Below are 24,447 nucleotides of genomic sequence, written 5' to 3' on the forward strand. Positions count from 1 at the left end.
GCATGAAGATCGAGCGCATCGCCCCCATCCTCACCGTCGACGACGTCGCTGCCGCCATCACCGAACACACGCGGGTGCTGGGAATGCACGTCGTGATGGACATGGGATGGGTGGCGTTCCTCGCCGACGACGCCGGCCGACAGATCGGGCTGATGACGACTGACGCCACGGCTCCGGTCAACCCGGACGTCTCGGTCTTCGTCGACGACGTCGAGTCCGCCCACGCCGCGGCGGTCGAGACCGGCGTCGAGATCGTCCATCCCCTGTCCACGGAGGAGTGGGGTGTGCGCCGCTTCTTCTACCGGGACTCGTCCGGGCGCGTGGTCAACGTCGGCACGCACACCTAGCCGATCCGCACCGAGATCAGTCCCGTCTCGCGTAGGCCGCCGTGAACATGTCGAGGAGACCGTCGATCGCTTCCTCGTCGACCGGGCGCGGCGTCAGCAGCCAGCGATAGTAGAGCGTTCCGCTCAAGACTTCCGCAGCGAACCGCAGGTCCACTTCGGCATTCAATTCGCCGGCGCGCTGCGCTCGCTCGATCCGGTCGAGCGTCCGCTGTTCGACGGTCGCGAGGAATCGTTCGTGCAATTGCTCGCGCAGGGCGGGATCCGATTGCGCTTCGGCGATGACCGCCCGATAGACCGGACCGATCGGGGGCGTGGACAACGCGTGACTCGACCGGAGGAACTGCTCGCGCAGGTCCTCCCGAACCGGCCCGTCACCGCGGTAATCCAGATCGCTGATCCACACGTGGCTGAGCGCGTCGAGGAGCAACTCTGCGATGTTCGACCATCGCCGATAGATGGTGTGCTTCCCGACGCCGGCACGCCGGGCGACGGCTTCGATCGTCAGGCCTCCGTAGCCGGACTCCTCCGCCAGCTCGAGAGTCGCCTCGAGCAACTCCCGGGTGCGCTCGGCGCCGCGACGTCGGGGTGCAGTCGTATCGCCACTCACACCTTCACCGTACCGGCACGAGCCGTGCCGTTGACACGACGGGCCCCCACACTCCAGAATAAATAGATCGACACGCACCGTGCCGATATCGTCGACAAGCACAGGAGAACCCGATGAAGACGATGACCTGCCAGCAACTCGGAGGACCGTGTCAGTTCGAACTGCACGGTGAGACCGCCGACGACATCATCAAGGCACAGGACCGACACCTCCGCGAAGCCGTTCGCAACGGGGACACCGCGCACGGGCCCGCCCGTGAGGAGATGGCGGCGCGGTGGAAGCACCCCGTCAAGGCGATGGGCTGGTATCGCAGCACCAAGAAGGCCTTCGCAGACCTCCCCTGATGCTCGCAGCCTCAGCTCACCGGAGCCGAGGCCCCTCGGGGGGACGGCGGGCGCGTCGGCATCCCCTATTCCCGTACCGTTCCGGGCCCGACGGTGCGGGCCCCGAGGGCGTTCACCCGGGATCGCAACTCCCGGTCGGCAGTTACGACCACCACGTCATCGCCTCGCGCGGCGAGTTGCTCGACCACGTCCACAATGGTGTCGTCTCCACTGCCCGGCGCCTGAACGACCCGTACGACGTCGGTGGTTTCGACGCCGCGAGCACGCCCCTCGACGACGAACACCACCACCGGCGTCACGTCCAGGTGGAGGGACTGGCGAAGAGCCTCGGGCGAGATGGAGTCACGCAGACGTCTCGTCGCGCCGGCCCGGTCCCGCCACCAGCCGTCGGGAACGCTGCCGACGCAATTGGCGGCGTCCACGACCACCGTCGTCGGAGATGAATCCGTCATCGTCGCCCCCCCAGATCCCGCGGAGTCCGTTCATGCCCGTCCGGCCTGCGCCTCCTTCGTGCCGGCGCACTCATCCGCCGTCTCGATCCTGTCGTCGGTCCGGATAGGTCACCTGACCGTCGGCGGCGACGGCGGGCGCGGCCCCCCATTGACCGAGCACGTGCCTGCGCGCCGCGCCACCGGTGACCAGATGCTCCACGCTCCAGCCCTGCGCCACCAGCGTGTTCGCGATGAGCAAGCGATGGCAACGCCACGGCATCGGCTCACCGCACATGAGCGCGACCCGGCGGGAACGCGCAATGTCGGTGAGTTCTTCTATGCCACTGCGGAATTCGTCGGTGAGGGTGTAGTCCGCGTAGTTCTTGAAGCTCTGGTTCTGCCACGCGACATTGATCTCCGGGTCGACGTCCTGCCGGGGCCGTCTGCCGCCGAGCTCCGGGATCCGCCGGTAGTCGATGCCGTTCTCCGGAAGCCAGGTGGACATCGCGTCGGATCCGAACTGCGGGTTGCGACGTGAACCGGGGTGGGCGCGGACGTCGACGATCACCTCGATGCCGTGCTCGTCCAAGGGCGCGAGGAACTCCGGGATCGGACAGGACCAGTGCCCGACCGTCCAGATCTCCCGCTGCTCGTTCAACGTCGGCAGCCCGGTCAATAGATCCGGCGCAGTGCACCGGCCTTGTGCATGGCGATGTGGTCGGTCTTGTCGCTCTTGATCTCGTACTGCGGGTCGTCCGGACTGCACCGCCGCATGTGACCCTTGTACTCGGTGTCGCGGGTGTGCACCTTCACGATGACCCCGGCGACTTCCCCGGCTTCGGAGTTCCAGCGGACGTGGTCGCCGACGGCAAGATCTTTGCTCATGACCGCACGTTAGCAATCAAGCAGCACGAAAGAAGGCGCGCTGCGGGGTTCGGGCCGCCCCGCAGGACTACACATTGAAGCGGCACCAGAGTGCTGTCCGGGACAGACAGCACTCTGGGAAGAACGTCAGTTCCGGAGGGGATCGGCGGGGATTGATGAGCGCAACGTCCATCGGTTCGAAGTCCGCGACGTTGCGCGTGACCACAGTCAACCCATTGGTGATCGCTCCCGCTGTGCGTGTCCCTGCGTTCATCGCGAGTCTCGACGCGCCGGGTGAGGTCGTCCGGCTACTCGCCGAATGCTGCCTTCATGCAGCGCATCGCCGCGAGCGTCCTCGGCACTCCGATGTACGGCATCAGATGCACGAAGCATTCGGCCACTTCTTCTTTCGTCATGCCAGCGACGTCGACGGCGGTCTTGATGTGGCCGGTCAGTTGCGGTTCGGTGCCGCCCATCGCCGCCAAAGCCGCCATGTTGAGCATCTGCCGATCGCGGAGCTCGAGCCCTTCGCGCTGGTAGGTGCCACCGAAGACCGCACCGACCACCCAGTCCGACGCCCCCGGAGCGAATTCATCGAGCTGCTGCTTCCAGGCGGTAGCGCTCTCGGGCGACTGCGTGTCCTCGACGAACTGGTTACCCTTCGCCATGCTCAGTTCCACTGTGAGTGCTCTTCCACTTGTGCCGAAGACGGCCGTCGCCGAGCGCGGATATCTGTCATGCCGTGAGTCACCGGCTCACGCCTTGAGCACGTAACGCAGAATCTCCACCACCTGATCGGTGGTCGTGCACCATGCTTGGGCTTCGGCGTCGACCTCCTTGAGTGGATGGACGATGTCCTCGTCGTGCAGGGTCACGTATGACTTGCCCAGTGCGGCGCAGTAGCCCGCATCGAAGGCGGCGTTCCACTGCTTGTACTTGTCCCCGAACCGCACGACCACCATGTCGCTCTGCTCGATCAGGGTGCGCGTGCGAATCGCATTGACCTTCGCGGACTGGTGATCCCGCCAGAACCCGCTGGGCGTCTCCCCGAGATGGTCGCCGGCGGCATCGCTGGCGGGGTGGTCGGTCACCGGCGCGGTGAAGACCACGTCCAGTCCGGCCGCCTCGGCGCCGCGCCGGATCTCATCACGCCACTCGGTATGGATCTCACCGGACAGATACACAGAGAAACTCATGGCTGAAGACTCCTCGATTGGGGCGGGCCGATACGGTTGGCACCCTAGCCCACCAGCCGAATAGTTCAACTGAGGTCGCCTCGCAGAGAACGACGGCCCGTCCGCCGTCACACGACCTCCAAGGGTGTAATCGCCGCGATCGTGTCCCGCAGGACCGGCCGCTCGCGTTGCAGTTCCGCCGCGGCGGTACACCGATCGACACCGCGAGCTTGTCCTGCGTGATCCCGAAGCCCTCGATATCGTTCGGCGCATGGATCAGCTCGAGTTTCCGCAGGGCCGCCCGCTGTACTCGCCCACACGTACGGCCATCTACTTGGGCCTGCAAGGTCAGGCCGACGCACACGTCGACCTGCATATCCCGCCGATGACGAACGCGGTTCGGCGATCATAGTCAGGGCGAGGCGGCCTGCCGCCGTGCTTGAGTGCCAGGGCATTGTCTCGGGCGAGTGCTTGGAAGTCAGCGGACGTAAAGTCATGAACCAGTACGCCTGCGGCATGCCCTTGAGCGACAAGGCTGTCATGGAAAGCCGCCCCGGCATGACACAGCTCGAGCAGAGACTCGGAGTCGCGATACTCCTGGAGCAGGACATCATTCACTGCTGGAAGTCGATACTGCAGGTCCCGGAGCGCACCGATGTAGGAGCAGATCCGCTCTCGGACCTCGACGACGGACCGCGCATCCTCGATGACAGTCCGCAGCTCTGCCGCGACGACGTCGTCGATGACTGCATCGATCAGCCCGACCCTCCCGCCGAGCCGATTGAAGATGGTCGCCTTGCTCACATTGGCGGCCGCGGCGACCTCCTCGAGCGGTGCAGAGAACCCCTGCTCCCGGAAAACCTGTACCGCCGCACGCCGGATCCGATCGACGTTTCGGCGGGCATCCGCCCGTAGTGCTGACGCGCCTCGAGAGTCGGTCACTATGCAGGCCCTTCCGGATCGACGCCTAACTTGATCCTAGCAGTCAAGTTAGTGCAGGATGGGTCGTCAGGAAGTTGACCACGATGGTCAACTTAAAGTTCATCGCTCGCCCGGCGGTCGAGCAAAGCAGCTCACCGGGTCACCGCCGCACGAAAGGACGTTCCGATGATTGTTGTGACCGGAGCTACCGGCACCCTCAATGGGGCCACGGTCGACCACCTCCTCAAGCGGCTACCGCCACACCAGATCGGCGTCAGCGTCCGCGACCCCGCGCGTGCGGCACACCTGGCCGATCGAGGAGTCCGGGTGCGGCAAGGAAGCTACGACGACCCCGCGGCTCTGCGCCACTCCTTCGCTGACGCCGAGCAGGTCCTCCTGGTCTCCTCGAACGACCTCTCTTCTGACGTCGTCGCGCAGCACCACCGGGCCATTGATGCAGCCGTCGACGCAGGAGCACAGCGGATCTTGTACACCAGCGCCCAGGGGACGGCTTTCGACACGCCCTACCCGCCGCTCGCGATCCACGCGGCCACCGAACAACATCTCGCAGCATCCGGAATCGCCTGGACTGCATTGCGCAACGGCTTCTACGGCGACCCCGCCCAGCTGCTCGGTGCGTGGCAGGAAACAGGCGTGATCGCCATGCCCGCCGACGGCCCCTTCTCCTGGGTCGATCGGCGAGATGCCGCAGAGGCCGCCGCTGCGATCCTCACCACTGATGACCCCTTCGACGGACCGATCGATCTGACACTGCCCGAGCCAGTCACCCTCGCGGACTTCGCCACCGCCGCGTCCGAGATCACCGGTCGCCAGATCGATCGCATCGTCGTCGACGACGAAACATGGGTGTCCGATGCGACGACCAGTGGAGTGCCCGAGGCAGTCGCGCGCTTCACCTTGTCGATGTTCCAGGCCACGAGGAGCGGACATTTCTCGGGCTCGGACCCGACGCTCGCGCGCCTTCTGGAGCGCAATCCCCGCAGCATCAGCGATCAGCTGAAGGGTCTAGATGTCCGGTAGTGCATGGACCGTCCCCTACAGATTGGATCTCCACTCCAACTCGTGCCGGCACGTGGGGGCCGGTGCGCGACGACAAGTCAGCTCGGGGCAGGACGCAGACTGACGCTTGGCTTCATGCTGCGTCCGCACTCGATGGGACCGATCGGCTCAGCCCGACCATTCGACGAGGGTAGTTCCGCTCGATTCCGGTGATGGGGGCAGCCCCAGTCTCGAGCCCCACCGCCAACAGTGGCTCCACGAGCCGCGTCAAACAGTCCGGGCCATTCCCGCTGCACGTCTGTGGTCCATTGACAAGACGGCCTCGTCTGCCTTAGCAGATGAGGCCGTTCTGTCGCATAGAGAGTCACACGTTAAACCGGAACTCCACCACGTCGCCGTCGACCATGACGTAGTCCTTGCCCTCCATGCGGACCTTGCCGGCGGCCTTGGCAGCGTTCATCGAGCCGTTCTCGTCGAGGTCGTCGAAGGAGACGATCTCGGCCTTGATGAAGCCCTTCTCAAAGTCGGTGTGGATGACGCCGGCGGCCTTGGGCGCGGTGTCGCCGCGGTGGATGGTCCACGCGCGCGCTTCCTTCGGCCCTGCGGTCAGGTACGTCTGCAGACCCAGGGTGTGAAAGCCGGCTCGGGCCAGCGAACGCAGGCCGGGCTCGTCCTGGCCGATCGAGTCCAGCAGTTCCTGGGCGTCGTCCTCGTCGAGCTCGAGGAGTTCGCTCTCCACCTTGGCGTCAAGGAAGACGCAGTCGGCGGGGGCGACGGCGTCGCGCAGTTCCTGCTTGCGGGCGTCGTCGGTGAGCACCGACTCGTCGGCGTTGAACACGTAGAGGAACGGCTTGGCCGTCAGCAGGTGCAGCTCGCGCACCGACGACAGGTCGAACGAATCCTTCACCGAGAACAGGGTCTTGCCCGAGTCCAGGATCTCCTGCGCCTTGCGCGCGGCGTCGGCGACCGGAAGCAGTTCCTTGTTCTTCTTGGCGTCCTTCTCCAGCCGCGGCAGCGCCTTCTCCAGCGTCTGCAGATCGGCCAGGATCAGCTCGGTCTCGATCACCTCGATGTCCGCGAGCGGGTCGACGCGGCCGTCGACGTGCACCACGTCGTCGTCGCCGAACACGCGCACCACCTGGCAGATGGCGTCGGCCTCCCGGATGTTGGCCAGGAACTGGTTGCCCATGCCCTCACCCACCGAGGCGCCCTTGACGATGCCGGCGATGTCGACGAAGGAGACGACGGCCGGGAGGATGCGCTCGCTGCCGAAGATCTCCGCCAGCCGCGCCAGCCGGACATCGGGCAGCTCCACTACGCCGATGTTGGGCTCGATGGTGGCGAACGGGTAGTTCGCCGCGAGCACATCGTTGCGGGTCAGTGCATTGAACAGGGTGGACTTGCCGACATTGGGCAGCCCGACGATTCCGAGGGTGAGACTCACGAGTGAAGAGTCTATCGCCCGGTCACTGCTCGGGCGGACCGCCCTGAGGTCCCGAGCGCCAGCGGGCGAAGATCCCCTTCGATGCCGCCGCAGCGGCGGCCTCGGCGTCGGCGTCCTCCTGAACGATCTGCTCCCCCGCCGCCATGCCGACCCGTTCGAGCACGTAGCGCAGCAGCACGGTCAGGCACGACGCCGCCGGCACGGCCAGGAAGGCGCCGACGATGCCGAACAGAGTGCCGCCCAGCATCACCGAGAGCAGCACGATCCCGGCGTGCAGTTCCATCGCCTTGGACTGAAGCCACGGCGAGAGCACGTTCCCCTCCAGCTGCTGCACCGCAAGAATGATGCCGAGCACGATCAGCGCACTGGTCAAACCGTTGGCGACCAGCGCGATCAACACCGCGAGGGCACCGGCGACGAAGGCACCGACGATCGGGACGAAACCGCCCATGAACGTGATCACCACCAGCACACCGGCCAGCGGCACGTCCAGAATCACCAGGCCGATACCGATCAGGATCGCGTCGACCGCACTGACGATCGCCTGCGTCCGGATGAAACCGCCCAGCGTGGTCCACATCCGCATGAGGACTTCACCGATGTGCGAACCGGCGGGCATGCCGACGGTGGCGTTGAGCCACGGGATGAACTTGGGGCCGTCCTTGAGGAAGAGGAACACCAGGACCAGTGCGGTGAAGACGGTGATCAGCACCGAGGTGGCCGCGCCCACGCCGCTGAAGACGCCCGAGGCGATGGAGGCCGAGCTGCGCTGCAGGCGGTCGACGATGGTGTCGACGAAGCCGGACATCTGCTGGTCGTCGATGTTCAGCGGCGGGCCCTGCACCCAGTCCTGGACGGTCTTGACGCCGTCGATCGCGTGGTTCACCAGCTGCGGGGTCTGGTCGATCACCGAGGGCACGATCAGTCCGATGACCGCACCCACCACGGCCACGGCGCCGAGGAGCGCCAAGAGCGCCGCCAGCGCCGGCGGGACCCGGTGACGGCGCATCCAGCGCACCGGCGGCCACAACACGGTGGCGACGATGATGGCGAGCACCACCGGCAGCACGATCACCCACAGCTTGCCGAGGATCCACATCAGGACCCACAGGAATGCCAGCACCAGGATCGACTGCAGGCAGACCATCGCCGACGAACGCAGTCCCGTCAGGAACACGCGCGAACGACTCGGATACGGCTTGCCGGTGCGCGGGTCGGTCATCACCCGCTCGGTGACCTCCGCCAGATTGTCCGGCCCGGTCCGCGCCTCTTCCTCGGCCTCCTCGATGGCATCGACATCGGCATCGTCCACACCGGAAACGCCACGCAGGGGATCCTTCTCGTCACTCACGCGAGCATCGTCACACACCCGCCCCGCTCCCGCGTGCGTGGACGCGCCGAGCGTCATGTCCGAAAACCGCTAGCCGCGGCGCAGGTGCGAGAGCAGACTCGTTGTCGTGACCCGCACCGCGCACCCCGCCGACACCCCGGCGCCCGACTTCGAGCGCTGCTACCGGGCACTGTCGGCGCGGGACGCCAGGTTCGACGGCCAGTTCTTCGTGACGGTCACCACCACCGGGATCTACTGCCGGCCGTCGTGCCCGGCGCGCACACCGGCACCGGAGAACGTGGCCTTCGTCCCCACCGCCGCGGCGGCCGTCGCTGCAGGCTTCCGCGCCTGCCGCCGGTGCCTGCCTGATGCGACGCCGGGATCGCCGCGGTGGAACACCGGCGCCGACCTCGCCAGCCGGGCCATGCGGCTGATCTCCGACGGCATGGTCGATCGGGCCGGCGTCGACGGGCTGGCCGGAGCGCTCGGTTACACCCCGCGCCACCTGAGCCGGGTGCTGCGCGCCGAACTCGGCGCCGGGCCCCTGGCCCTGGCACGGGCGCACCGCGCCACCACCGCGCGGATCCTGCTGGTGAACACGGCCATGCCCGTCTCCGATGTGGCCTTCGCCGCCGGCTTCTCCAGTATCCGGCAGTTCAATGACACCCTCCGCGACACCTACGACCGCTCCCCGACCGAGCTTCGCCGCCGCTACGCCGGCCGCAGCGCCCCGGCCGGCCCCCTCACCCTCCGGCTGCCGCTGCGCACCCCCTACGACGTCGCCTGGACCGTCCGCGGCTTCGCCTCGCACGCCGTCCCCGGGCTGGAACACGTCGACGGCACCACCGTGCGCCGCACCCTGCGCCTGCCGCACGGACCCGCGCTGGTGGCGCTCACCCTGAACGACGATCACGCGCTCGCCCGCTTCGATCACCTGGACCTGCGGGACCTGACGGTCGCGGTGAACCGGCTGCGGCGCCTGGCCGACCTGGACGCCGACCCGGCCGCCGTGGACGCCGCACTGAGCGCCGATCCCCGGCTGGCCCCGCTGGTCGCGGCGGCCCCGGGCATCCGGATCCCCGGCGGCGCCGACGGGCACGAGACGCTGATCCGCGCGATCCTCGGCCAGCAGATCAGCGTCGCCGCCGCCCGCACCCGCCTGGGCGTTCTGGTCGCCGAACTGGGCGAACCCGCGCCGTGGCAGTCGCCGGCGCACCCCGAGACGCCGGGGATGCTGTTCCCGTCGCCCGAGGCGATCGTCGCGGCGGGCCCCGGCGCGATCCGCGGTCCACGCCGTCTCGCCCGCGCAGTGGTCGCCGCGTCGGAGGCCATCGCGTCGGGGCGGATGGAACCGCACGCGGGGGCCGAAGCGTCTAAGTTCCGGACGGAGTTGCTCGCGCTGGAGGGCGTGGGTCCCTGGACCGCCGACCAGGTGGTCCTCCGAGTGACCGGAGATCCGGACGTGCTGCCGCACGGCGACCTGGTGATCGCCCAGGCGGCCGCCGACCTCGGCATCGATCTGGGGAACACCGGCACCTGGCGGCCGTGGCGGTCGTACGCGGCCATGCATTTGTGGCGACATCGTCTGACATCGAACGACACAACCACCGACCAGGGAGAGAACCCATGACCGACACCCACGCCACCGGACGCACCGCACCGCAGGACCAGTCGGCTCCTTCGCCCCTGGGCTGGGCCACCGTCGACACCCCGGACGGACCGTTCACCGCCCTGTTCGACGACGACGGAGTGGTCTTTGCCTCCGGCTGGGTGGACGACGGCGAATACCTGCGCGCACTGATCCATCCCTCTCTGCGCCCGTCGACCCTGGTGGAGCGTCCCGGCGGAGAAGTGGCCGCCGCCGTCAAGGCCTACTACGACGGCGATCACAGCGCACCGGCGCGGATCGAGGTCCGCCAGCGGTCCGGACCGTTCCTGCAATCGGCGTGGGCGGCGCTGCGCACGGTCCCGGCCGGACCGCCGGTCACCTACAGCGAACTGGCCGAGCTGGCCGGGAACGCTGCCGCGATCCGGGCGGCCGCCGCCTGCTGCGCGCAGAATGCGGCCGCGCTGTTCGTCCCCTGCCACCGGGTGGTGCGCAGCGACGGCACCCTCGGCGGCTTCCGGTACGGCCTGGACATCAAGGAAGCCCTCATCGACCGGGAGAGCACTGTCGACCGGGAGAGCACTGCGGACGAGTCATCAGACTCGGGATTGTCAGAGGCGGGGTCCACCATGGGCGCATGACCGCGTCCCTGGCCATCACCGCCCTCGTCTGCCTCATCGCCGGCGCCGTCGCCGGCTGGTTCGCCCATCAGACCGCGGCCCGCTCCGTAGGTGCCGCCACGACCGAAGCCGCGCGCGAACAGTCGGCGATGCTCGGCGACGAGGTCAATGAGATCGTCGAGCCGCTGCGCGAAACCATCGGCCGGCTCTCCGAGGAACTCCAGCGCACCGAGCACAACCGCATCCACGCCTACGCCGGCCTCACCGAACAGGTCCGCGGTATGCAGCAGACGTCCGTGCGTCTCCAGGAGCAGACCAGCCGGCTGGCCGGCGCGCTGCACGCACCGCAGATCCGGGGACGCTGGGGCGAAGTCCAGTTGGAACGCATCGTCGAACTGTCCGGGATGTCCCGGCACTGCGACTTCACCACCCAGCAGACCACCGACGACGGCGACCGCCGCCAGCGACCAGACCTCGTGGTGCACCTGGCGGGCGGGCGCTCGATCGTCGTGGACGCGAAGGTCCCGCTGCAGACCTATCTGGAGGCCACCTCCGGAACGCCCGGCGCCGACCAGAACACGCTGATCGCACGGCACGCGCAGGCGGTGCGGACGCATGTGACGACACTCTCGGCGAAGTCGTACTGGGCGGCGCAACCGAGCTCACCGGAGTTCGTGGTGCTTTTTCTGCCCGGCGACGGTGTCCTGGAGGCCGCGACCCGCGCCGATCCCGGCCTGCTCGACTACTCCTTCGGCCGCAACGTGATCCTGGCGACGCCGAGCACGCTGATCGCCCTGCTCCGCACAGTGGCCCTGGGCTGGCGCCAGCACGCCCTCGCCGAAGACGCGGCCACCATCCACGCACTCGGAAGGCAGCTGTACCAGCGGCTCGACGGCGTCCTGGGCCACCTGGACAAGACCGGAACCGCACTGCGCCGGGCGGTCGAGTCGTACAACTCGGCCATCGGCGCGGTCGATTCGCGACTGTCGGTCACCGCCCGCCGGCTGTCCGAGTTGGAGGCGCTGGGCGACGTGGTCCCGGCTGGCGGACAGCCACGCGAACGCCTCAGATCGGTGGATGTTCCGGTGCGCGCCGTGGCGCACGACACCTGACGCCACGCCACGCCACGGCCCGGCTTCTGTGTCGCGGTGCGCGCACCCGGTACCGTTGACCCGTGGCTTCCCCCATTTCGAAAGGCACGCCTGTGCCCGCGGACGAGCAGAGCGTGCTGCCTGGCATGCGCGGGGTGCCCTGGTGGGGTGCGATCCTGATCGGCGCCGGCACCACCGCGGTCGGCGCCACGATCGACGCCCTGGTGAATTCGTCGCTCGGCCTGCTCTACAACGTCTTCTATCTGATCGGCTGTGTGGCGGCCGTCCTCGCCGTCCGCCGGCGGGCCCTGTTCACCGCCGCCGTGCAACCGCCGCTGATCACGCTGATCATCGGCCTGTTCTCGCTGTACGGCCTGGTGCTGGCCAACGGCGATGCCAGCAAGCCGCAGGGCATGCGGTCGGCCGTCCTGAACATCGCGCTGCCGTTCTCGAACCTGTTCCCCTGGATCCTCGGGACCTTCGTGATCACCCTCCTGATCGCCGCCGTCCGCTGGTTCGTGACGCGCGGCGACGCCGGATCGGACCGGACCGCGTCGCGCGCCACCGGCGGCTCCCGCCCGCGCGGCGCGAAGCCCGGCCGCAAGTCCGGCACCGGCAAAGCCGCCGCGGCGAAGGCCGGAGCGCCAGCAGGAGCGAGCCGCAAAGGCGGGAGCGCCAAGTCCGGCGCCACCAGGTCCTCCAAGTCAGCCTCGGCCAAGTCAGCCTCGGCCAAGTCCGGAGCGGCCAAGTCCGGAGCGGCCAAGTCCGGCTCGCCCAAGTCCGGATCGGCCAAGTCCGGCCCGCCCAAGGCTGCCGCGCCGTCCCCCAGAGGCCCGAAAGCCGGCGGATCGAAGCCGGGTGCGCCCAAGGCAGAGCGCACCCGCGCCGCCACCGCGGAGAAGCGGCCCCGTCCGGCCCCGGCCCGCCCGGCCGACGAGGCCCCGGCACGGGCCACCCCCGAACGGGTCAGCTCGCCGCGCGGCGAACCCCGTCCCGTCCGCAGGACGCAGAGCCCGGTGACCCAGGGCCGCGACCGCCCGGTGCGCCGGGCGCAGCCGCAGGTGATTCCGCCGCGGCCGCGCCCCACTGCGGGTGAGCAACTGCGGGGTCAGGGCGCGGTCGAAGACCTCGCCAGCGGTCTCGACGACTGATCCGGCCGGCCCAGCGGGCTCAGCTCAGGTCGCCGTAGGCGGTGTCGGTCAGCCACCCGCCCAGATCCCGAGCGGCCGCATCGACGGCGGCCGGCCAATCCATCGCGGAGTCGTCGGCGTAGTCGCTGACCACCTTGACCACCCGCACGGGCACGCCGAACTCGCCGCACACGTGGACCAGTGCCGCCGCCTCCATGTCGACCAGGTCGGCGCGCGCGGCGAGCTCTTCGCGGCGCGCCGTGTCGTTGACGAAGGTGTCGCCGGTGGCGAGCACCGAACCGTCTCCCCCGGGCAACTCCCAGCTGTCGTCGACCGGATAACCCAGTGCGGACAGTTCGGCCGCGGACAGGTCGTGTTCGATCACCCGGGACGGCACGTACAGACCACCGTGATGCAGGTGCAGAGCGCCGGCGGTGCCGATGTTCACCACCCGGCGGTAACGGCCGGCTTCGGCGGCGAGCCTGCGAGCCAGCGCGGTGGCGCTGCGAACCTTGCCCAGCCCGGTGATCAGGACCTGCGAGCCGGTCGGCACATGGGCGGCTTCGGCCCGGGTGGCCGAGACCACCAGAACGTCGTCGTGCACTGTCGGGGTGCTCAGCAGCGGGTCAGTCGCTGTTGCGGGCGGAGGCGGGGGGCTGCGAGTCGGCGGCCCCGGACGTGCCGGTGCTCACCTCGCTGAGCCGTGCCAGATGGTCGAAGCGGTTGTTGGCGATCCGCATGACGATCTCGTAGGGCAGCGCGAACTTGCGCGCCCACCAGAACCCGAAGCGGGTGTCGAAAGACGTGTAGACCATGAACTTGTTGCGCAGCACGCCCTTGCAGATGGCCTTCGCCGCCTGCTCGGGGGTCACCGCGATCCGGTGGAAGCCGCCGACCTGCTTCTCGATCACCGGGTTGCCGCGGTCCAGACCGACGATCTCGACGGTCTCCACCAGCGGTGTGGCGACCGCGCCCGGGCACACCAGCGAGACCCCGATGTCGTGCCGGCGCAGGTCGAAGCGCAGTACCTCGGAGACTCCGCGGATCCCGAACTTGCTGGCGCTGTAGGCCGCGTGCCACGGCAGGGCGAGCAGCCCCGCCGCCGAGGAGACGTTCACCAGGTGGCCGCCCTTGCCGCGCCGCACCATCTGCGGGACGAAGCACTCGATCACGTGGATCGGTCCCATGAGGTTGACGTCGACCATCTGCCGCCACTGCTTGTGTTCGAGGTTCTCGACGGTGCCCCACGCCGAGATGCCCGCGACGTTCATGACGACGTCCATCACCCCGACCTCCGCATCGACAGTGCGGGCGAACGAGGCGACCCATTCGTAGTCGGAGACGTCGCCCGCACGGTGGTAGAGCACCGTGCCGCGGGCGTCCTTGATCTCGGCGACCACCTGGTCGAGTGCACCGGTCTGCACGTCGGTGAGTACCAGTTCGCCGCCCTGGGCGGCGACGGCGAGCGCGGTGGCTCGGCCGATGCCGCTGGCGGCGCCGGTGATCAGGACCTTGCGGCCCTGGAAACTCGGCACCGGGGTCGGCATGTAGAACAGGTCGCGAACGGTCTTCAGACTCGGCAGAGGCAGGCCCATGCCCCAACTGTAGTGGTCCCGGTCACCAGATGCTTCCCCCGGATGTGATCAGACCGGTAGCTTGCCGCCGAAGACCGCGTACACGATGGCGAGCATCGCCTTGAGAACCTGCGCCGAGACATCCGACCCCTGCGCGAGCAGCAGGGTGGTCGCCTCGTCGAGGCTCTTGGCCCCGGCGAGCTGCTCGATCAGCGGTCCGACCGCGGCCAGTGCGGCGAGGTCTTCGATCTCTCCGTCGGTCCCCGTGTCGGCATCCGGGGTGACCTCCCCGGGCGCAAGCGGCGCCGGCGCCGGGGCGGGCGCGGTGGACAGGTAGCTCTTGACGCCGTTGGTGACCGCCAGTGCGTAGGCGGCCGACCCCTTGGCCGACGACAACTCCTTGGCCTCGGTCGGGTTCGACAGATTGCCCATCTCGACGAACACCGCGGGCACGCGGGTCAGGTTCACCGCGGCGATGTCCGGGCGCTGCTGGATGCCGTCCTTGACGCCCGCGTAGTTGGCGGGCTTGAAGCCGGCGCGTTTGAAGGAGTCACGCATGGCTTCGCTGGCCGCGCGGCCCTTGCCGGCCTGCACCGAGGTGACGGTGGCGTCCGGGACGGGCAGGGTCGGCACGATCATGTGGAAGCCGGACTTGGACTGGTCGGCCCCTCCGCTGGTCGAGTCGGCGTGCAGGCTCACCGCCACATCGGCTTTGGACTGGTTGGCGGCTTCGGCGCGCTCGTCCACGCAGCCGCCCCACCCGGTGTCGTCCTGGCGGCTGAGCACCACCTTCGCGCCTTCTGCTTCGAGACCGGCCTTCACCAGCTGGGCGACGTCCCAGTTGATGGTGTGTTCCTTCTTGCCGGTGACGGCGGTGGCGCCGGAGGTCTGGCAGTCCTTGGTGCCGCCGCGCCCGTCGGAGACCTGCTTGGTCAGCGAATGCCCGGCGGCCGAGCCCTGATGACCCGGATCCAGGAAGACGGTGCGACCGGACAGCGAGCCGCTGCTCGGCGCCGCGGGCGTCGCCGGCTCAGCGGCGGCTGGCGAGACCGCGAACGTACCGGCGGCGAGCACGCCGACCGCCCCGGCACTGACCCAGCCGAGGGCACGACGACGAGAAGAAACAACAGACATTCACAAACCCCTTAGCTCACCAGCAGTCACACTGGTCACTTCTGCCACAAGTGAATCAGTGGTGGGGGATGCGGGGCAACCCGGTCCTCGTCACACGGGCGAATCGTTAGTCGCCTGTGACCACGTGGCGAGTCAGATGCAGCACCCCGTTCTCGTCGCCGGGGTCGGCGGGAATCAGCACCTCGTCGAGGGCGGCACGGGCGGCGGCCACGTCCAGGCCCGCGCCGATCACCACCAGGCTCGTCCCCCGGACCCCACCCGGCCACGGCCGAGTGCCGACCCGGACGAAGCCGCCGACGGCGTGCACCTCGTAGGCGTGCCCCCGGTGACCGGGCAGATCGACCAAGACCAGCCCCTTGCAGCGGTACGCGCCGGCCGGGGGCCGCTCCAGCAGGGCCGCCAGGCGGCGGGGGTCGACCGGCAGCGCGGATTCGATCGCCACCGATTCGAAGGCAGCGTGGAGGTGGTCGTGGGCGTGCGGCCCGGAGTCCTGTTCGGTCAGCAGTTCGCCGATCGTCAGCTGTCGCGGGCCGTCCGCGGCCCGCGGTCCGGCCCCGTCCGTGATCAGACCCGGGTCGACGGCGCCGCTTGTCACGGCCAGCACCGGCGCAGTGCCGTTGAGCGCACGCAGCCTCTCCCGCACAACGTCGAGCCGGTCACCGGAGACCAGGTCGATCTTGTTGCACACCAGCAGATCGGCGACGGCGACATGCCCTTCAACCGCCGGGTGCTCGTCCAGCGTGCGTTCCAGCTGGGCGGCGTCGACCACATAGAACAGCCCGCCGTAGGCCACGCGCTCGTCCCGCGCCGCGAGCACCATGCGGATCAGCGCCTTGGGCTCGGCGATACCGCTCGCCTCGATCACGATCGCATCCACCCCGGACGCGGCCAACGACGCCAGCGCCTCCCCCAGCCCTTCGGCGTCGGTGGTGCAGCAGATACAGCCGTTGGCCAGATTCAGGGTGCCCGCCGACCGCCCGGACACCAGCAGGGCGTCGACGTTCACCGACCCGAAGTCGTTGACCAGCACACCGAACCGGCGGCCGTCGGAGTGACGGAGCAGATGGTTGAGTACGGTCGTCTTCCCGGCCCCGAGGAAGCCTGCCAGGATCACCACCGGGACGGCCCGGCTGCCCGGACGACCGGCCGTCACGACGATTCGGGCCGGCATCGCTCGCAGAGCACCGCGAGTTCGCGTCCGGCCTCGTCGGGATGATTGGCTATTCGGCTGGTGGGCTCCGCGCATTCGGAACACCGGCCGATCACCGCCGCATGATCTGAGAAGTCGACGTTCATACGCTTGTCGAAGACATACAGCGAGCCCTCCCACAACCCGTCGTCGCCGAATCTCTCGCCGTAGCGCACAATGCCGCCGTCGAGTTGATACACCTCGGAGAATCCACGATTGCGGAGCAGTGCGCTGAGAACTTCACAGCGCACACCACCGGTGCAGTAGGTGACCAGTGGCCGGTCTTTCAAATGGTCCAGGGCGCCACTGTCGATCAGCGGCACGAAGTCGCGAGTGCTCTGCACCGGTGACACGACGGCTCCGGCGAATCGCCCGATCTGCGCCTCGATCTGATTGCGGCCGTCGAGGAAGACCACTTCCTCGCCGCGGTCGGCCACCAAAGCATGCACATCGTCCGGCGATAACCGTCCACCACCTCCGAGGATGCCGTCCTGCGTCACCTTGAGTTCCCCGGGAACCCCGAACGTGACGATCTCCGGCCGCACTTTGACGCTCAAGCGCGGGAAATCATCACCGGCGCCCTCCGACCATTTGATGTCCGCATCCTTGAAAGGCCCGTAACTCCGGACCGCGCGCACATATCGTTTGACGTCGGGAAGGTCACCACCGACTGTCGCATTGACGCCGTGGGGTGACACGATGATCCTGCCGCGCAGCCCCAGCGACTCGCAGACGGCGAGTTGCCAGAGACGAACAGCCTCGGGGTCCGGCAGCGGCGTGAACACGTAGAACAGCACGATCTTGGGAGTGGCCACAGTGCAAGGGTACGGATTCCCCCGGCAGCGACCGACCACGGGACCGACGGCTCCGGCCGTGCGCCGGGGTGCTCTCGCGGCCGTTACCGCACTGGCCGTCCTCACGACGTCTGCCTGCGGACTTCTCGAATCTCAGAACGGCCCCGCGGCGATCGTCATTCCGTCTACGAATGCGCTGATCACCGAATCGCCGCCGTCGAGCCTGCCGCCGACCTCCACGACCAGTAAAGCCCGCAGCAGCTATACCGCCCCCGCCGAGGACAGCTACAAGCGCGCCGTCTCCAGCGCACCCCGCGTGGGCGTCAGCTCCTTCCACATCGGCGCGACGACGCAGACCGGTGAGCGAATGAACGACGTGTCCGGCGTGCACTTCTCCACCCCGGACCGGAACGTGCGGTGCTCGACGGGAAACAACGGCTCCGGCGCATTGGTCTGTGCCGGAGAGCAGATCCGCGGCCCCCGCACCGCCCGGTCCAATACCCCGGAAGGCTGCGACTGGAAAGCAGACTTGGCGGTACTGAACTCCGAGGGCATCGCCACCGGAGGCTGCGCCAATCTCTATCCGGTGCTCTACCGTTCACACATCCTGGAATACGGCACCACGATCGTCACCGGCAGCTTCTCTTGCCTCAGCGACGTGACCGGCCTGTTCTGCCTCGATTCTGCGTCGGATGCCGGATTTGCGATTTCCCGCGAGGGATACCAGGAGATTCACTCCGACGATCGGGCGCCCAGTGAGATTCTCGGCGGATCCGAATCAACGCGAAGTTCATCCTCTGCCGCTGTGCCGTCACGCTGATAAGCATTCAACAACCCGTACTGTCGATATCGAGGAATGTTTTGTAGACTTCCCGCAGGAGAAATTCAATCCGGATTACTCACCACAATACGAAGGGTCTTTCATGGCGAAGCGGACCAAGATCATGATCGTCGACGACATCGATGGCGCCGAACTCGACGAGTACGAAACCGTACGGTGGAGTCTGGACGGAAAGAATTACGAATTCGACACCTCCCCCGAGCACGCCGCCGAGTTCCGCGATGCGGTGGCCACCTATGTGGCGTCCTCCCGGGTGATCGGCCGCAGCAGCAAGCGCGGCGCCGCCAAGACCAACGACACCCGCGCGATCCGCGCCTGGGCCACCGAGAACGGCTTCACCGTGAGCGATCGCGGCCGCATCCCCGCCGACGTGGTCGTCGCCTACGAGGCCGCTCACTGACCACAGAGCCCCGCGACGGCTGAACCGGCGCTGCCGAGGCCGATCACCGCGACCGCCGATGTGCGGTCGCGGTGATTGTTATTGGCGGCCACGAGCCCCACCGCACGCTAGGGTTTTCTCCCATGTCCCTGCACGAGCTCCGCCGACGGCTGCCGGCGCTGATCCTGGTCCTCATCGCCGTCCTGGCGCTGGCCGCCTGCGGCTCGTCCTCCGGGGACGACGGGCTGTGCGCCCCGCCCGGGCTGTCCAGCGCGACCGCTGCGCCGGAGAACCTGAACACCTCCGAGCAGGCGGTCGACCAGTTCACCACGCCCGACGTGGTGCCGCTGGACCAGATCGACGTCGCCGCACTCCGGCTGGCCGAGCCCGGCACCCTGACCGTCGGCACCCTCTCGGATGCGCCGCCGAGCATCTGCCTCAACGGCTCCGGCACCTACACCGGCTTCGACAACGAGCTCCTCAAAGCGGTCGGCGAGAAGCTGGGGCTCGAGGTGAAGTTCGTCGGCACCGAGTTCGCCGGCCTGCTCTCCCAGGTCGCCAACCGGCGGTTCGACGTGGGGTCGTCGTCGATCACCACCACCGAGGAACGCCGCCAGACCGTCGGCTTCACCAACGGTTACGACTTCGGCTACTTCTCGCTGGTCGGCTCGCAGGACGGCCAGATCCGCGGCTTCAGCGACCTGGGGCCGTCCCACCGAATCGGCGTGGTCCAGGGCACGGTGCAGGACGACTTCGTCACCAACACCCTCGACCTCGACCCGGTGAAGTTTCCCGACTACGCCACCGCGTACGCCAACCTCAAGAGCGGGCAGATCGACGTCTGGGTGGCCCCCAGCCAGCAGGCCGAAGGCGCCATCAACGAGGGCGACGGCATGGCCATCCTGGAAGACACGTTCAGCGTCAACAACTTCGTCGGCTGGGCCACGCCGCTCGGCGACCAGGCACTGATCGACGCCCTCAACAGCGGCCTGGACGCCGTCATCGCCGACGGCACCTGGGCCGAGCTGTACACCGACTGGGTGCCGCGGGAGCTGCCCGAGGGCTGGAAGCCGGGCTCCAAGGCCGCGCCGCAGCCGGAACTGCCGGACTTCCGCGCCATCGCCGCCGAGAACGCGACCGACCCGCAGTCGCCGGCGGTCGCGAGCAAAGGCACGCTGGCACAGCTGAAGGACACGTTCTTCAACTGGGACCTGTACAAGAAGGCGTTCCCCGAGCTGATCAAGACGGGTCTGCCGAACACCATCATCCTGGCGCTGGCGTCCGGCGTGATCGGCACCATCGCCGGCATGCTGCTGGCCGTGGCCGGGATCTCGCGGTCCAGGTGGCTGCGCTGGCCGGCCCGCATCTACACCGACGTCTTCCGCGGACTCCCCGCCGTCGTGGTGATCCTCATCATCGGCCTGGGCGTGGGCCCCCTGGTGCAGAATCTGACCGGCGGCAATCCGTATTGGCTCGGCGCCCTGGCACTGGCCCTGCTGGCCGCGGCCTACATCGGCGAGATCTTCCGCTCCGGTATCCAGAGCGTGGAGGCCGGACAGATGGAAGCCGCTCGCGCACTGGGGTTGTCGTACCGGCGGTCGATGGCACTGGTGGTGATCCCGCAGGGCGTGCGCCGCGTCCTGCCGGCGTTGATGAACCAGTTCATCGTGCTGATCAAGGACTCCTCGCTGATCTACTTCCTCGGTCTGCTGGCGACCCAGCGCGAACTGTTCGCCGTCGGCCGCGATCTGAACGCCCAGACCGGCAACCTGTCTCCGCTGGTGGCCGCCGGCCTGGTCTACCTGGCGTTGACGGTGCCGCTCACCCACCTGGTCAATCACATCGACAAGCGTCTGCGGACTGGAAAGGCCTGAGATGAGCACTCCCGAAGTCCCGCTGGCCACCCCCGACCCGGTGTCGCTCACCGGCCGCGACCTGCACCTGTCGTTCGGCGACAATCAGGTGCTGCGCGGAGTCGACATCCAGGTGGACGCCGGCACGACGACCACCGTGATCGGTCCGTCGGGCTCGGGCAAGTCCACACTGCTGCGCGTGCTGAACCGGTTGCACGAACCGCAGTCGGGCGACATCCTGATCGACGGCCGCTCGGTCCTCAAAGACAACCCCGACGAACTCCGCCGCCGGATCGGGATGGTCTTCCAGCAGTTCAACCTGTTCCCGCACATGACCGTCGCCGACAACATCGCGCTGGCACCGCGCAAACTACGCGGCCTGAGCAAGGACGAAGCGCGCGAGCTGGCGCTGGCGCAGCTGAACACGGTGGGACTGGTCGACAAGGCCGACGTCCGTCCATCGACGCTGTCCGGCGGCCAGCAGCAGCGCGTCGCGATCGCCCGCGCGCTCGCCATGGCGCCGCAGATCATGTTCTTCGACGAGGCGACCAGCGCTCTGGACCCCGAGCTGGTCAAGGGGGTGCTGGCGCTGATGACCGAGCTGTCCCGCGAAGGCATGACGATGGTCGTGGTGACCCACGAGATGGGTTATGCCCGAGGGGTTTCCGACAACGTGCTGTTCATGGACGAGGGCGTGGTGGTCGAGACCGGCACCCCGGATCAGCTGTTCGAGGATCCGGAGAGCGAGCGCCTCCGGGCCTTCTTGTCCGAGGTGCTCTGACCCCGGCCGGGGGCCGCAGCAGCTATTGCGCGGCGACGGCGGCGAGGTACTCCGGGGACTCGTAGAACGGGGCGAAGCGGCGGCGGAGCAGGCCGGACAGATAGCCCTCCGCCTCGAGTCGTGCGATCACCGGCGGACCGAATCGCAGGGCCTCCTCGTGCAGGTCGTCCTCGGTGATGCCGAGGTCTTCCAGGACGTCGGCGACCGGTGTGGCGCCGTAGGTGTCGAAGACCTCGTCGACCCCGGAGTCCAGGAGGGTCCGGAAGTACTCGGTCTGCCGGAAGGTTCTCCAGAACTCGAATATCAGGACCACCACGTCTTCGACGTCGGCCTCGGTGACGGTGTCTCGGAATCCGTTGAGGGTCTGATCGGCCCGGCCGTGCCAGAACTCGCGGACCGCCTCCAGCAGCAGTTCGTCGGAGTCCTCGCTGGCCGAATCGAGCACGAACGCGGTCCCGCGCCGCGTCCACTTCTCCACCGTCCCGGCGAACCGCCTGGCGGTGCGCGCACCGAACCGGTTCTCCACCGCGTGCTGAACCACCTCGACGACGGTGTCGGCGGTGGTCGGGCTCGCCAGCACCTGCCCCATCGCCCGCTGCGCCACGTCGAGTTCGACTGCGGTGGAGGCGAGTTCGTCGAAGCGGCGGGTGGACATCACCTCGGTCAGATCGGTGGTCTCGTGGATCTCGTGCCGGTACAGGCGCGCGGCCACCTGCCCGACCAGTTCGGGGATCGCCCCTTCAACGGGGAACTGCATCGTGTACTTGCGGGCGACCGCCTTGATCAATTCGCGCGGCATCACCGTCTCCAGGGGGATCGTGCCCGATTCGGTGAGGAAGAACGTGACCTCGTGCTCGACGAGTTCGGCGAACTCGGCGTCGTCGGTGAGTTGCCGCAGCCCGAATGCCACCTGAGCTTCGAGCAGCCGAGCGGCGAGGTCGCTGGTGGTCTCGTCCATGGCAGCCAGCCTAGGCCACCGCCGCGCGGGGCGGCGCGCTCAGTCGCCCACGTCCGGGCCGAGGACCTGGATCTCCCGGCGGCCCGGCCGCTCCCCGAACACGCCGCGGCGGCGCCGGTCGACGGCCACCACCGCGGTGACCACCGCCAGCAGACCGGCGATCGGCCACAGCGCACCGGCCAGACCGATCCAGTGCAACGTCCCCGCGCCGACCACGCCGCCGACCAGGAGCGCCGCCCACAGCGACAGGTGGCGGGCCCACAGCATGCGCGGTCCGCCGTAGAAGGCGTCCACCAGGCGCTGTCCCGCCTTGACCAGGGCCCCTGTCATGTAGGTGAGCCCGATGCTCGCCTCGCCTGCGGTGAGGAAGGTGGCGTTGACGACGCCCATCGACAGGGGCAGAAGGATCGTGACCGGCCACTCCGAATGGACCAGGTTCGCCAGGAGGGCGGTGATCCCGACCAGCGCGCTGCTGGAAGCCAGCACCAGGGTGCGACCGTCCCAGTGCCTTACCAGGACCGCACCCAGCACGGCGCCGCCGAAGAAGCAGCCGATCAGCGTTGCGGCCAGGCCGGCGGTGGCCAGCCGCCCCTCGGCGATGCTGGTGGCCAGTTCGGTGGTGTTGCCGCTCATGAACGACACGAAGAAGCCGCCGAGGAAGACGTAGCCGACGGCGTCGAGATACCCCGCGGCCGCAGACAGCAGCACCGCAAGGTTCACCTGCCGCCGCTGAATCTTCTTCACGACGACATTCTGGCACTGCGCACGTGACCTGCCGGACCGGGTCGACTCCAGACCGGCGCATGTCGTCCGTCCGGAGGCTTGCGGCGCGGGCGGCGGTCGACTTGCATCACCGTGGTGCCATCACGTTCCCTTTTCGTCCGGCTGGTCCCCGCCTGCGCCGCGCTGCTCCTGGTGACCGCCTGCGGCAGCGGACCCCAGGGGACCGGCCCGTCCCCGGAAGCAACCGGCTCCACTGCCGCCGGGGTCGGCGGCCCGGAGAACCCCTCGGGGACCATCACCTTGTCGTGGGCCGGCGACAACATCCTCGGCTCCGACGACCAGTTCGGCGGTCTCACCCTCCCGGCGGCGTGGGAGCAGAACGACAAGGACCCCGCCTACTTCTTCCAGAACGTCCGGAAGTACTTCGACGAGTCGGACCTGACGATCGCGAATCTCGAAGTGGCCCTGACTCAATCCCGCACCAAGCGAGACAAGGGCGGCGGCGAGGTCTACCACTTCCACGGTGAACCGGCGTTGGCGAAGACACTTCCGGCCGGCGGCATCGACGTGGTCACCATCGCGAACAATCACACCTGGGACTACGGCCGCAAGGGTTTCAACGACACCATCGCCGCCCTCGACGAGGCCGGGGTGGACTACGTCGGGACCGGTAATCCCGGCTACGACGGCTCCGACTACGACTTCTCGCTGCTGCGCGAGGTGAACGGCATCCCGGTGGGGCTGGTCAGCTACCAGACCTGGCAGGACACCCCAGCGATCCGCGCGAAGATCACCGCCGACATCGAGGGCCTGCGCAAACGCGGAGCCGCCGTGGTGATCCCCTACTTCCACTGGGGCATAGAGTCCGAGCACCTGCCGTACGAGGTGCAGCGCGACCTCGCGCGCGTCGCGATCGACGCCGGCGCGGATGCGGTGATCGGCACGCACCCGCACGTCCTGCAGTCGATGGCGGTCTACGACGGGCGGCTGATCGCCTACTCGCTCGGCAACTTCGCCTTCGGCGGCAACACGAATCCGGCCGACAAGCGCACCGTGATCCTGCAGACCCGCCTGACGGTGCACGAGGGCGCCGTGACCGGCGTGGACTACCGGGTCATCCCGACGCGGCTGTCCCGGCAGGAGGGCTACAACGACTACGTGCCCACCCCGTACCGCGGGGCGCAGCGCCGCCAGGTGCTCGGCTTCCTGAACGAGATCTCCCCGACCCTGGACGGCACCGTCTCCGATCAGTTCACGCCCGTCCCGTGACGGACGGGGGGATCTCGGCGCT

General features: G+C 68.3%; 28 protein-coding genes. 12 read left to right on the forward strand and 16 right to left on the reverse strand.

Annotation, left to right across the window (positions count from 1 at the left end; translation table 11 throughout):
- Positions 1 to 2 precede the first annotated feature (2 nt).
- Entirely contained in the window at positions 3 to 347 is a 345-nt protein-coding gene (locus tag ABD732_RS08490; RefSeq protein ID WP_344782575.1) for a VOC family protein, read from the forward strand.
- 16 nt (positions 348 to 363) lie between these two features.
- Here ABD732_RS08490 and ABD732_RS08495 read toward each other — a convergent pair whose 3' ends face one another.
- Positions 364 to 954 carry a TetR/AcrR family transcriptional regulator gene (locus tag ABD732_RS08495; protein ID WP_344782577.1) on the reverse strand — a complete coding sequence of 197 codons (591 nt, stop codon included), beginning with the start codon at positions 952 to 954 and terminating at the stop codon, positions 364 to 366.
- 113 nt (positions 955 to 1,067) lie between these two features.
- On the opposite strand from ABD732_RS08495, the gene ABD732_RS08500 reads away from it, so the two are divergent.
- Entirely contained in the window at positions 1,068 to 1,298 is a 231-nt protein-coding gene (locus ABD732_RS08500) for a DUF1059 domain-containing protein (RefSeq protein WP_344782579.1), read from the forward strand.
- Between the two features lie 65 nt (positions 1,299 to 1,363).
- On the opposite strand, the gene ABD732_RS08505 is transcribed toward ABD732_RS08500, so the two are convergent.
- From ABD732_RS08505 to ABD732_RS08530, 6 genes are all read right to left on the reverse strand, one after another.
- A complete protein-coding gene (locus tag ABD732_RS08505) occupies positions 1,364 to 1,750 on the reverse strand; it encodes a hypothetical protein (RefSeq protein ID WP_344782581.1) in 387 nt (128 codons plus the stop codon).
- A gap of 70 nt (positions 1,751 to 1,820) precedes the next feature.
- Complete coding sequence (locus ABD732_RS08510) at positions 1,821 to 2,387, reverse strand: DUF488 domain-containing protein (RefSeq protein ID WP_344782583.1); 567 nt, start codon at positions 2,385 to 2,387, stop codon at positions 1,821 to 1,823.
- Positions 2,388 to 2,401: 14 nt separating this feature from the next.
- A complete protein-coding gene (locus tag ABD732_RS08515) occupies positions 2,402 to 2,614 on the reverse strand; it encodes a hypervirulence associated TUDOR domain-containing protein (RefSeq protein WP_344782585.1) in 213 nt (70 codons plus the stop codon).
- Positions 2,615 to 2,901: 287 nt separating this feature from the next.
- A complete protein-coding gene (locus ABD732_RS08520; RefSeq protein ID WP_344782587.1) occupies positions 2,902 to 3,273 on the reverse strand; it encodes a carboxymuconolactone decarboxylase family protein in 372 nt (123 codons plus the stop codon).
- A gap of 75 nt (positions 3,274 to 3,348) precedes the next feature.
- On the reverse strand, positions 3,349 to 3,789 hold the full coding sequence (locus ABD732_RS08525; protein ID WP_344782589.1) for a YtoQ family protein: 441 nt from the start codon (positions 3,787 to 3,789) through the stop codon (positions 3,349 to 3,351).
- Between the two features lie 327 nt (positions 3,790 to 4,116).
- Entirely contained in the window at positions 4,117 to 4,710 is a 594-nt protein-coding gene (locus ABD732_RS08530; RefSeq protein ID WP_344782591.1) for a TetR/AcrR family transcriptional regulator, read from the reverse strand.
- Positions 4,711 to 4,875: 165 nt separating this feature from the next.
- Between ABD732_RS08530 and ABD732_RS08535 the strand changes: the two genes are divergently transcribed.
- Complete coding sequence (locus ABD732_RS08535; RefSeq protein WP_344782593.1) at positions 4,876 to 5,730, forward strand: SDR family oxidoreductase; 855 nt, start codon at positions 4,876 to 4,878, stop codon at positions 5,728 to 5,730.
- Positions 5,731 to 6,073: 343 nt separating this feature from the next.
- Here ABD732_RS08535 and ychF read toward each other — a convergent pair whose 3' ends face one another.
- Together ychF and ABD732_RS08545 are read right to left on the reverse strand one after the other, a co-directional pair.
- Complete coding sequence (gene ychF, locus ABD732_RS08540) at positions 6,074 to 7,153, reverse strand: redox-regulated ATPase YchF (RefSeq protein ID WP_344782595.1); 1,080 nt, start codon at positions 7,151 to 7,153, stop codon at positions 6,074 to 6,076.
- Between the two features lie 22 nt (positions 7,154 to 7,175).
- Entirely contained in the window at positions 7,176 to 8,504 is a 1,329-nt protein-coding gene (locus tag ABD732_RS08545; protein WP_425553009.1) for an AI-2E family transporter, read from the reverse strand.
- 106 nt (positions 8,505 to 8,610) lie between these two features.
- Here ABD732_RS08545 and ABD732_RS08550 point away from each other — a divergent pair, with 106 nt between their 5' ends.
- The 4 genes from ABD732_RS08550 (at position 8,611) to ABD732_RS08565 (ending at position 12,951) form a co-directional block, all read left to right on the forward strand.
- The gene (locus ABD732_RS08550) at positions 8,611 to 10,113 is read left to right on the forward strand and encodes an AlkA N-terminal domain-containing protein (protein WP_344782597.1); all 1,503 of its coding nucleotides are present in this window, start codon (positions 8,611 to 8,613) and stop codon (positions 10,111 to 10,113) included.
- Positions 10,110 to 10,730, forward strand: a complete 621-nt coding sequence (locus tag ABD732_RS08555; RefSeq protein ID WP_344782599.1) for a methylated-DNA--[protein]-cysteine S-methyltransferase — start codon at positions 10,110 to 10,112, stop codon at positions 10,728 to 10,730. The genes ABD732_RS08550 and ABD732_RS08555 overlap by 4 nt, the downstream gene beginning before the upstream one ends.
- Complete coding sequence (locus ABD732_RS08560; protein WP_344782601.1) at positions 10,727 to 11,821, forward strand: DNA recombination protein RmuC; 1,095 nt, start codon at positions 10,727 to 10,729, stop codon at positions 11,819 to 11,821. The genes ABD732_RS08555 and ABD732_RS08560 overlap by 4 nt, the downstream gene beginning before the upstream one ends.
- 62 nt (positions 11,822 to 11,883) lie before the next feature.
- Positions 11,884 to 12,951, forward strand: a complete 1,068-nt coding sequence (locus tag ABD732_RS08565; protein WP_344782603.1) for a DUF6542 domain-containing protein — start codon at positions 11,884 to 11,886, stop codon at positions 12,949 to 12,951.
- A gap of 19 nt (positions 12,952 to 12,970) precedes the next feature.
- Here the strand turns inward: ABD732_RS08565 and ABD732_RS08570 are convergent, their stop codons facing one another.
- The 5 genes from ABD732_RS08570 to trhO form a co-directional block, all read right to left on the reverse strand.
- On the reverse strand, positions 12,971 to 13,534 hold the full coding sequence (locus ABD732_RS08570) for a nucleosidase (RefSeq protein WP_344782605.1): 564 nt from the start codon (positions 13,532 to 13,534) through the stop codon (positions 12,971 to 12,973).
- Positions 13,535 to 13,556: 22 nt separating this feature from the next.
- The gene (locus tag ABD732_RS08575; RefSeq protein WP_344782607.1) at positions 13,557 to 14,525 is read right to left on the reverse strand and encodes an SDR family oxidoreductase; all 969 of its coding nucleotides are present in this window, start codon (positions 14,523 to 14,525) and stop codon (positions 13,557 to 13,559) included.
- Between the two features lie 48 nt (positions 14,526 to 14,573).
- Positions 14,574 to 15,638: an N-acetylmuramoyl-L-alanine amidase gene (locus tag ABD732_RS08580; RefSeq protein ID WP_344782609.1), complete on the reverse strand. Its 1,065-nt coding sequence runs from the start codon at positions 15,636 to 15,638 to the stop codon at positions 14,574 to 14,576.
- 106 nt (positions 15,639 to 15,744) lie between these two features.
- Positions 15,745 to 16,809, reverse strand: coding sequence for a CobW family GTP-binding protein (locus tag ABD732_RS08585; RefSeq protein WP_344782611.1), 1,065 nt, complete (start codon positions 16,807 to 16,809; stop codon positions 15,745 to 15,747).
- Positions 16,788 to 17,642 carry an oxygen-dependent tRNA uridine(34) hydroxylase TrhO gene (gene trhO / locus ABD732_RS08590; protein ID WP_344782613.1) on the reverse strand — a complete coding sequence of 285 codons (855 nt, stop codon included), beginning with the start codon at positions 17,640 to 17,642 and terminating at the stop codon, positions 16,788 to 16,790. Before trhO ends, ABD732_RS08585 begins: the two co-directional genes overlap by 22 nt.
- Before the next feature lie 58 nt (positions 17,643 to 17,700).
- Here trhO and ABD732_RS08595 point away from each other — a divergent pair, with 58 nt between their 5' ends.
- From ABD732_RS08595 to ABD732_RS08610, 4 genes are all read left to right on the forward strand, one after another.
- Complete coding sequence (locus ABD732_RS08595; RefSeq protein ID WP_344782615.1) at positions 17,701 to 18,441, forward strand: hypothetical protein; 741 nt, start codon at positions 17,701 to 17,703, stop codon at positions 18,439 to 18,441.
- Positions 18,442 to 18,544: 103 nt separating this feature from the next.
- Positions 18,545 to 18,862 carry a histone-like nucleoid-structuring protein Lsr2 gene (locus ABD732_RS08600; protein WP_344782617.1) on the forward strand — a complete coding sequence of 106 codons (318 nt, stop codon included), beginning with the start codon at positions 18,545 to 18,547 and terminating at the stop codon, positions 18,860 to 18,862.
- Between the two features lie 122 nt (positions 18,863 to 18,984).
- Positions 18,985 to 20,715: an ABC transporter substrate-binding protein/permease gene (locus ABD732_RS08605; protein WP_344782619.1), complete on the forward strand. Its 1,731-nt coding sequence runs from the start codon at positions 18,985 to 18,987 to the stop codon at positions 20,713 to 20,715.
- 1 nt (position 20,716) lies between these two features.
- Entirely contained in the window at positions 20,717 to 21,475 is a 759-nt protein-coding gene (locus tag ABD732_RS08610) for an amino acid ABC transporter ATP-binding protein (RefSeq protein WP_344782621.1), read from the forward strand.
- Positions 21,476 to 21,497: 22 nt separating this feature from the next.
- Here ABD732_RS08610 and ABD732_RS08615 read toward each other — a convergent pair whose 3' ends face one another.
- The gene (locus ABD732_RS08615; protein WP_344782623.1) at positions 21,498 to 22,433 is read right to left on the reverse strand and encodes a hypothetical protein; all 936 of its coding nucleotides are present in this window, start codon (positions 22,431 to 22,433) and stop codon (positions 21,498 to 21,500) included.
- 39 nt (positions 22,434 to 22,472) lie between these two features.
- Positions 22,473 to 23,177 carry a YoaK family protein gene (locus tag ABD732_RS08620; protein WP_344782625.1) on the reverse strand — a complete coding sequence of 235 codons (705 nt, stop codon included), beginning with the start codon at positions 23,175 to 23,177 and terminating at the stop codon, positions 22,473 to 22,475.
- Positions 23,178 to 23,291: 114 nt separating this feature from the next.
- On the opposite strand from ABD732_RS08620, the gene ABD732_RS08625 reads away from it, so the two are divergent.
- Complete coding sequence (locus tag ABD732_RS08625; protein WP_344782627.1) at positions 23,292 to 24,425, forward strand: CapA family protein; 1,134 nt, start codon at positions 23,292 to 23,294, stop codon at positions 24,423 to 24,425.
- Positions 24,426 to 24,447 lie beyond the last annotated feature (22 nt).

The sequence above is a fragment of the Gordonia caeni genome (assembly GCF_039537105.1).
Classification (GTDB): domain Bacteria; phylum Actinomycetota; class Actinomycetes; order Mycobacteriales; family Mycobacteriaceae; genus Gordonia; species Gordonia caeni.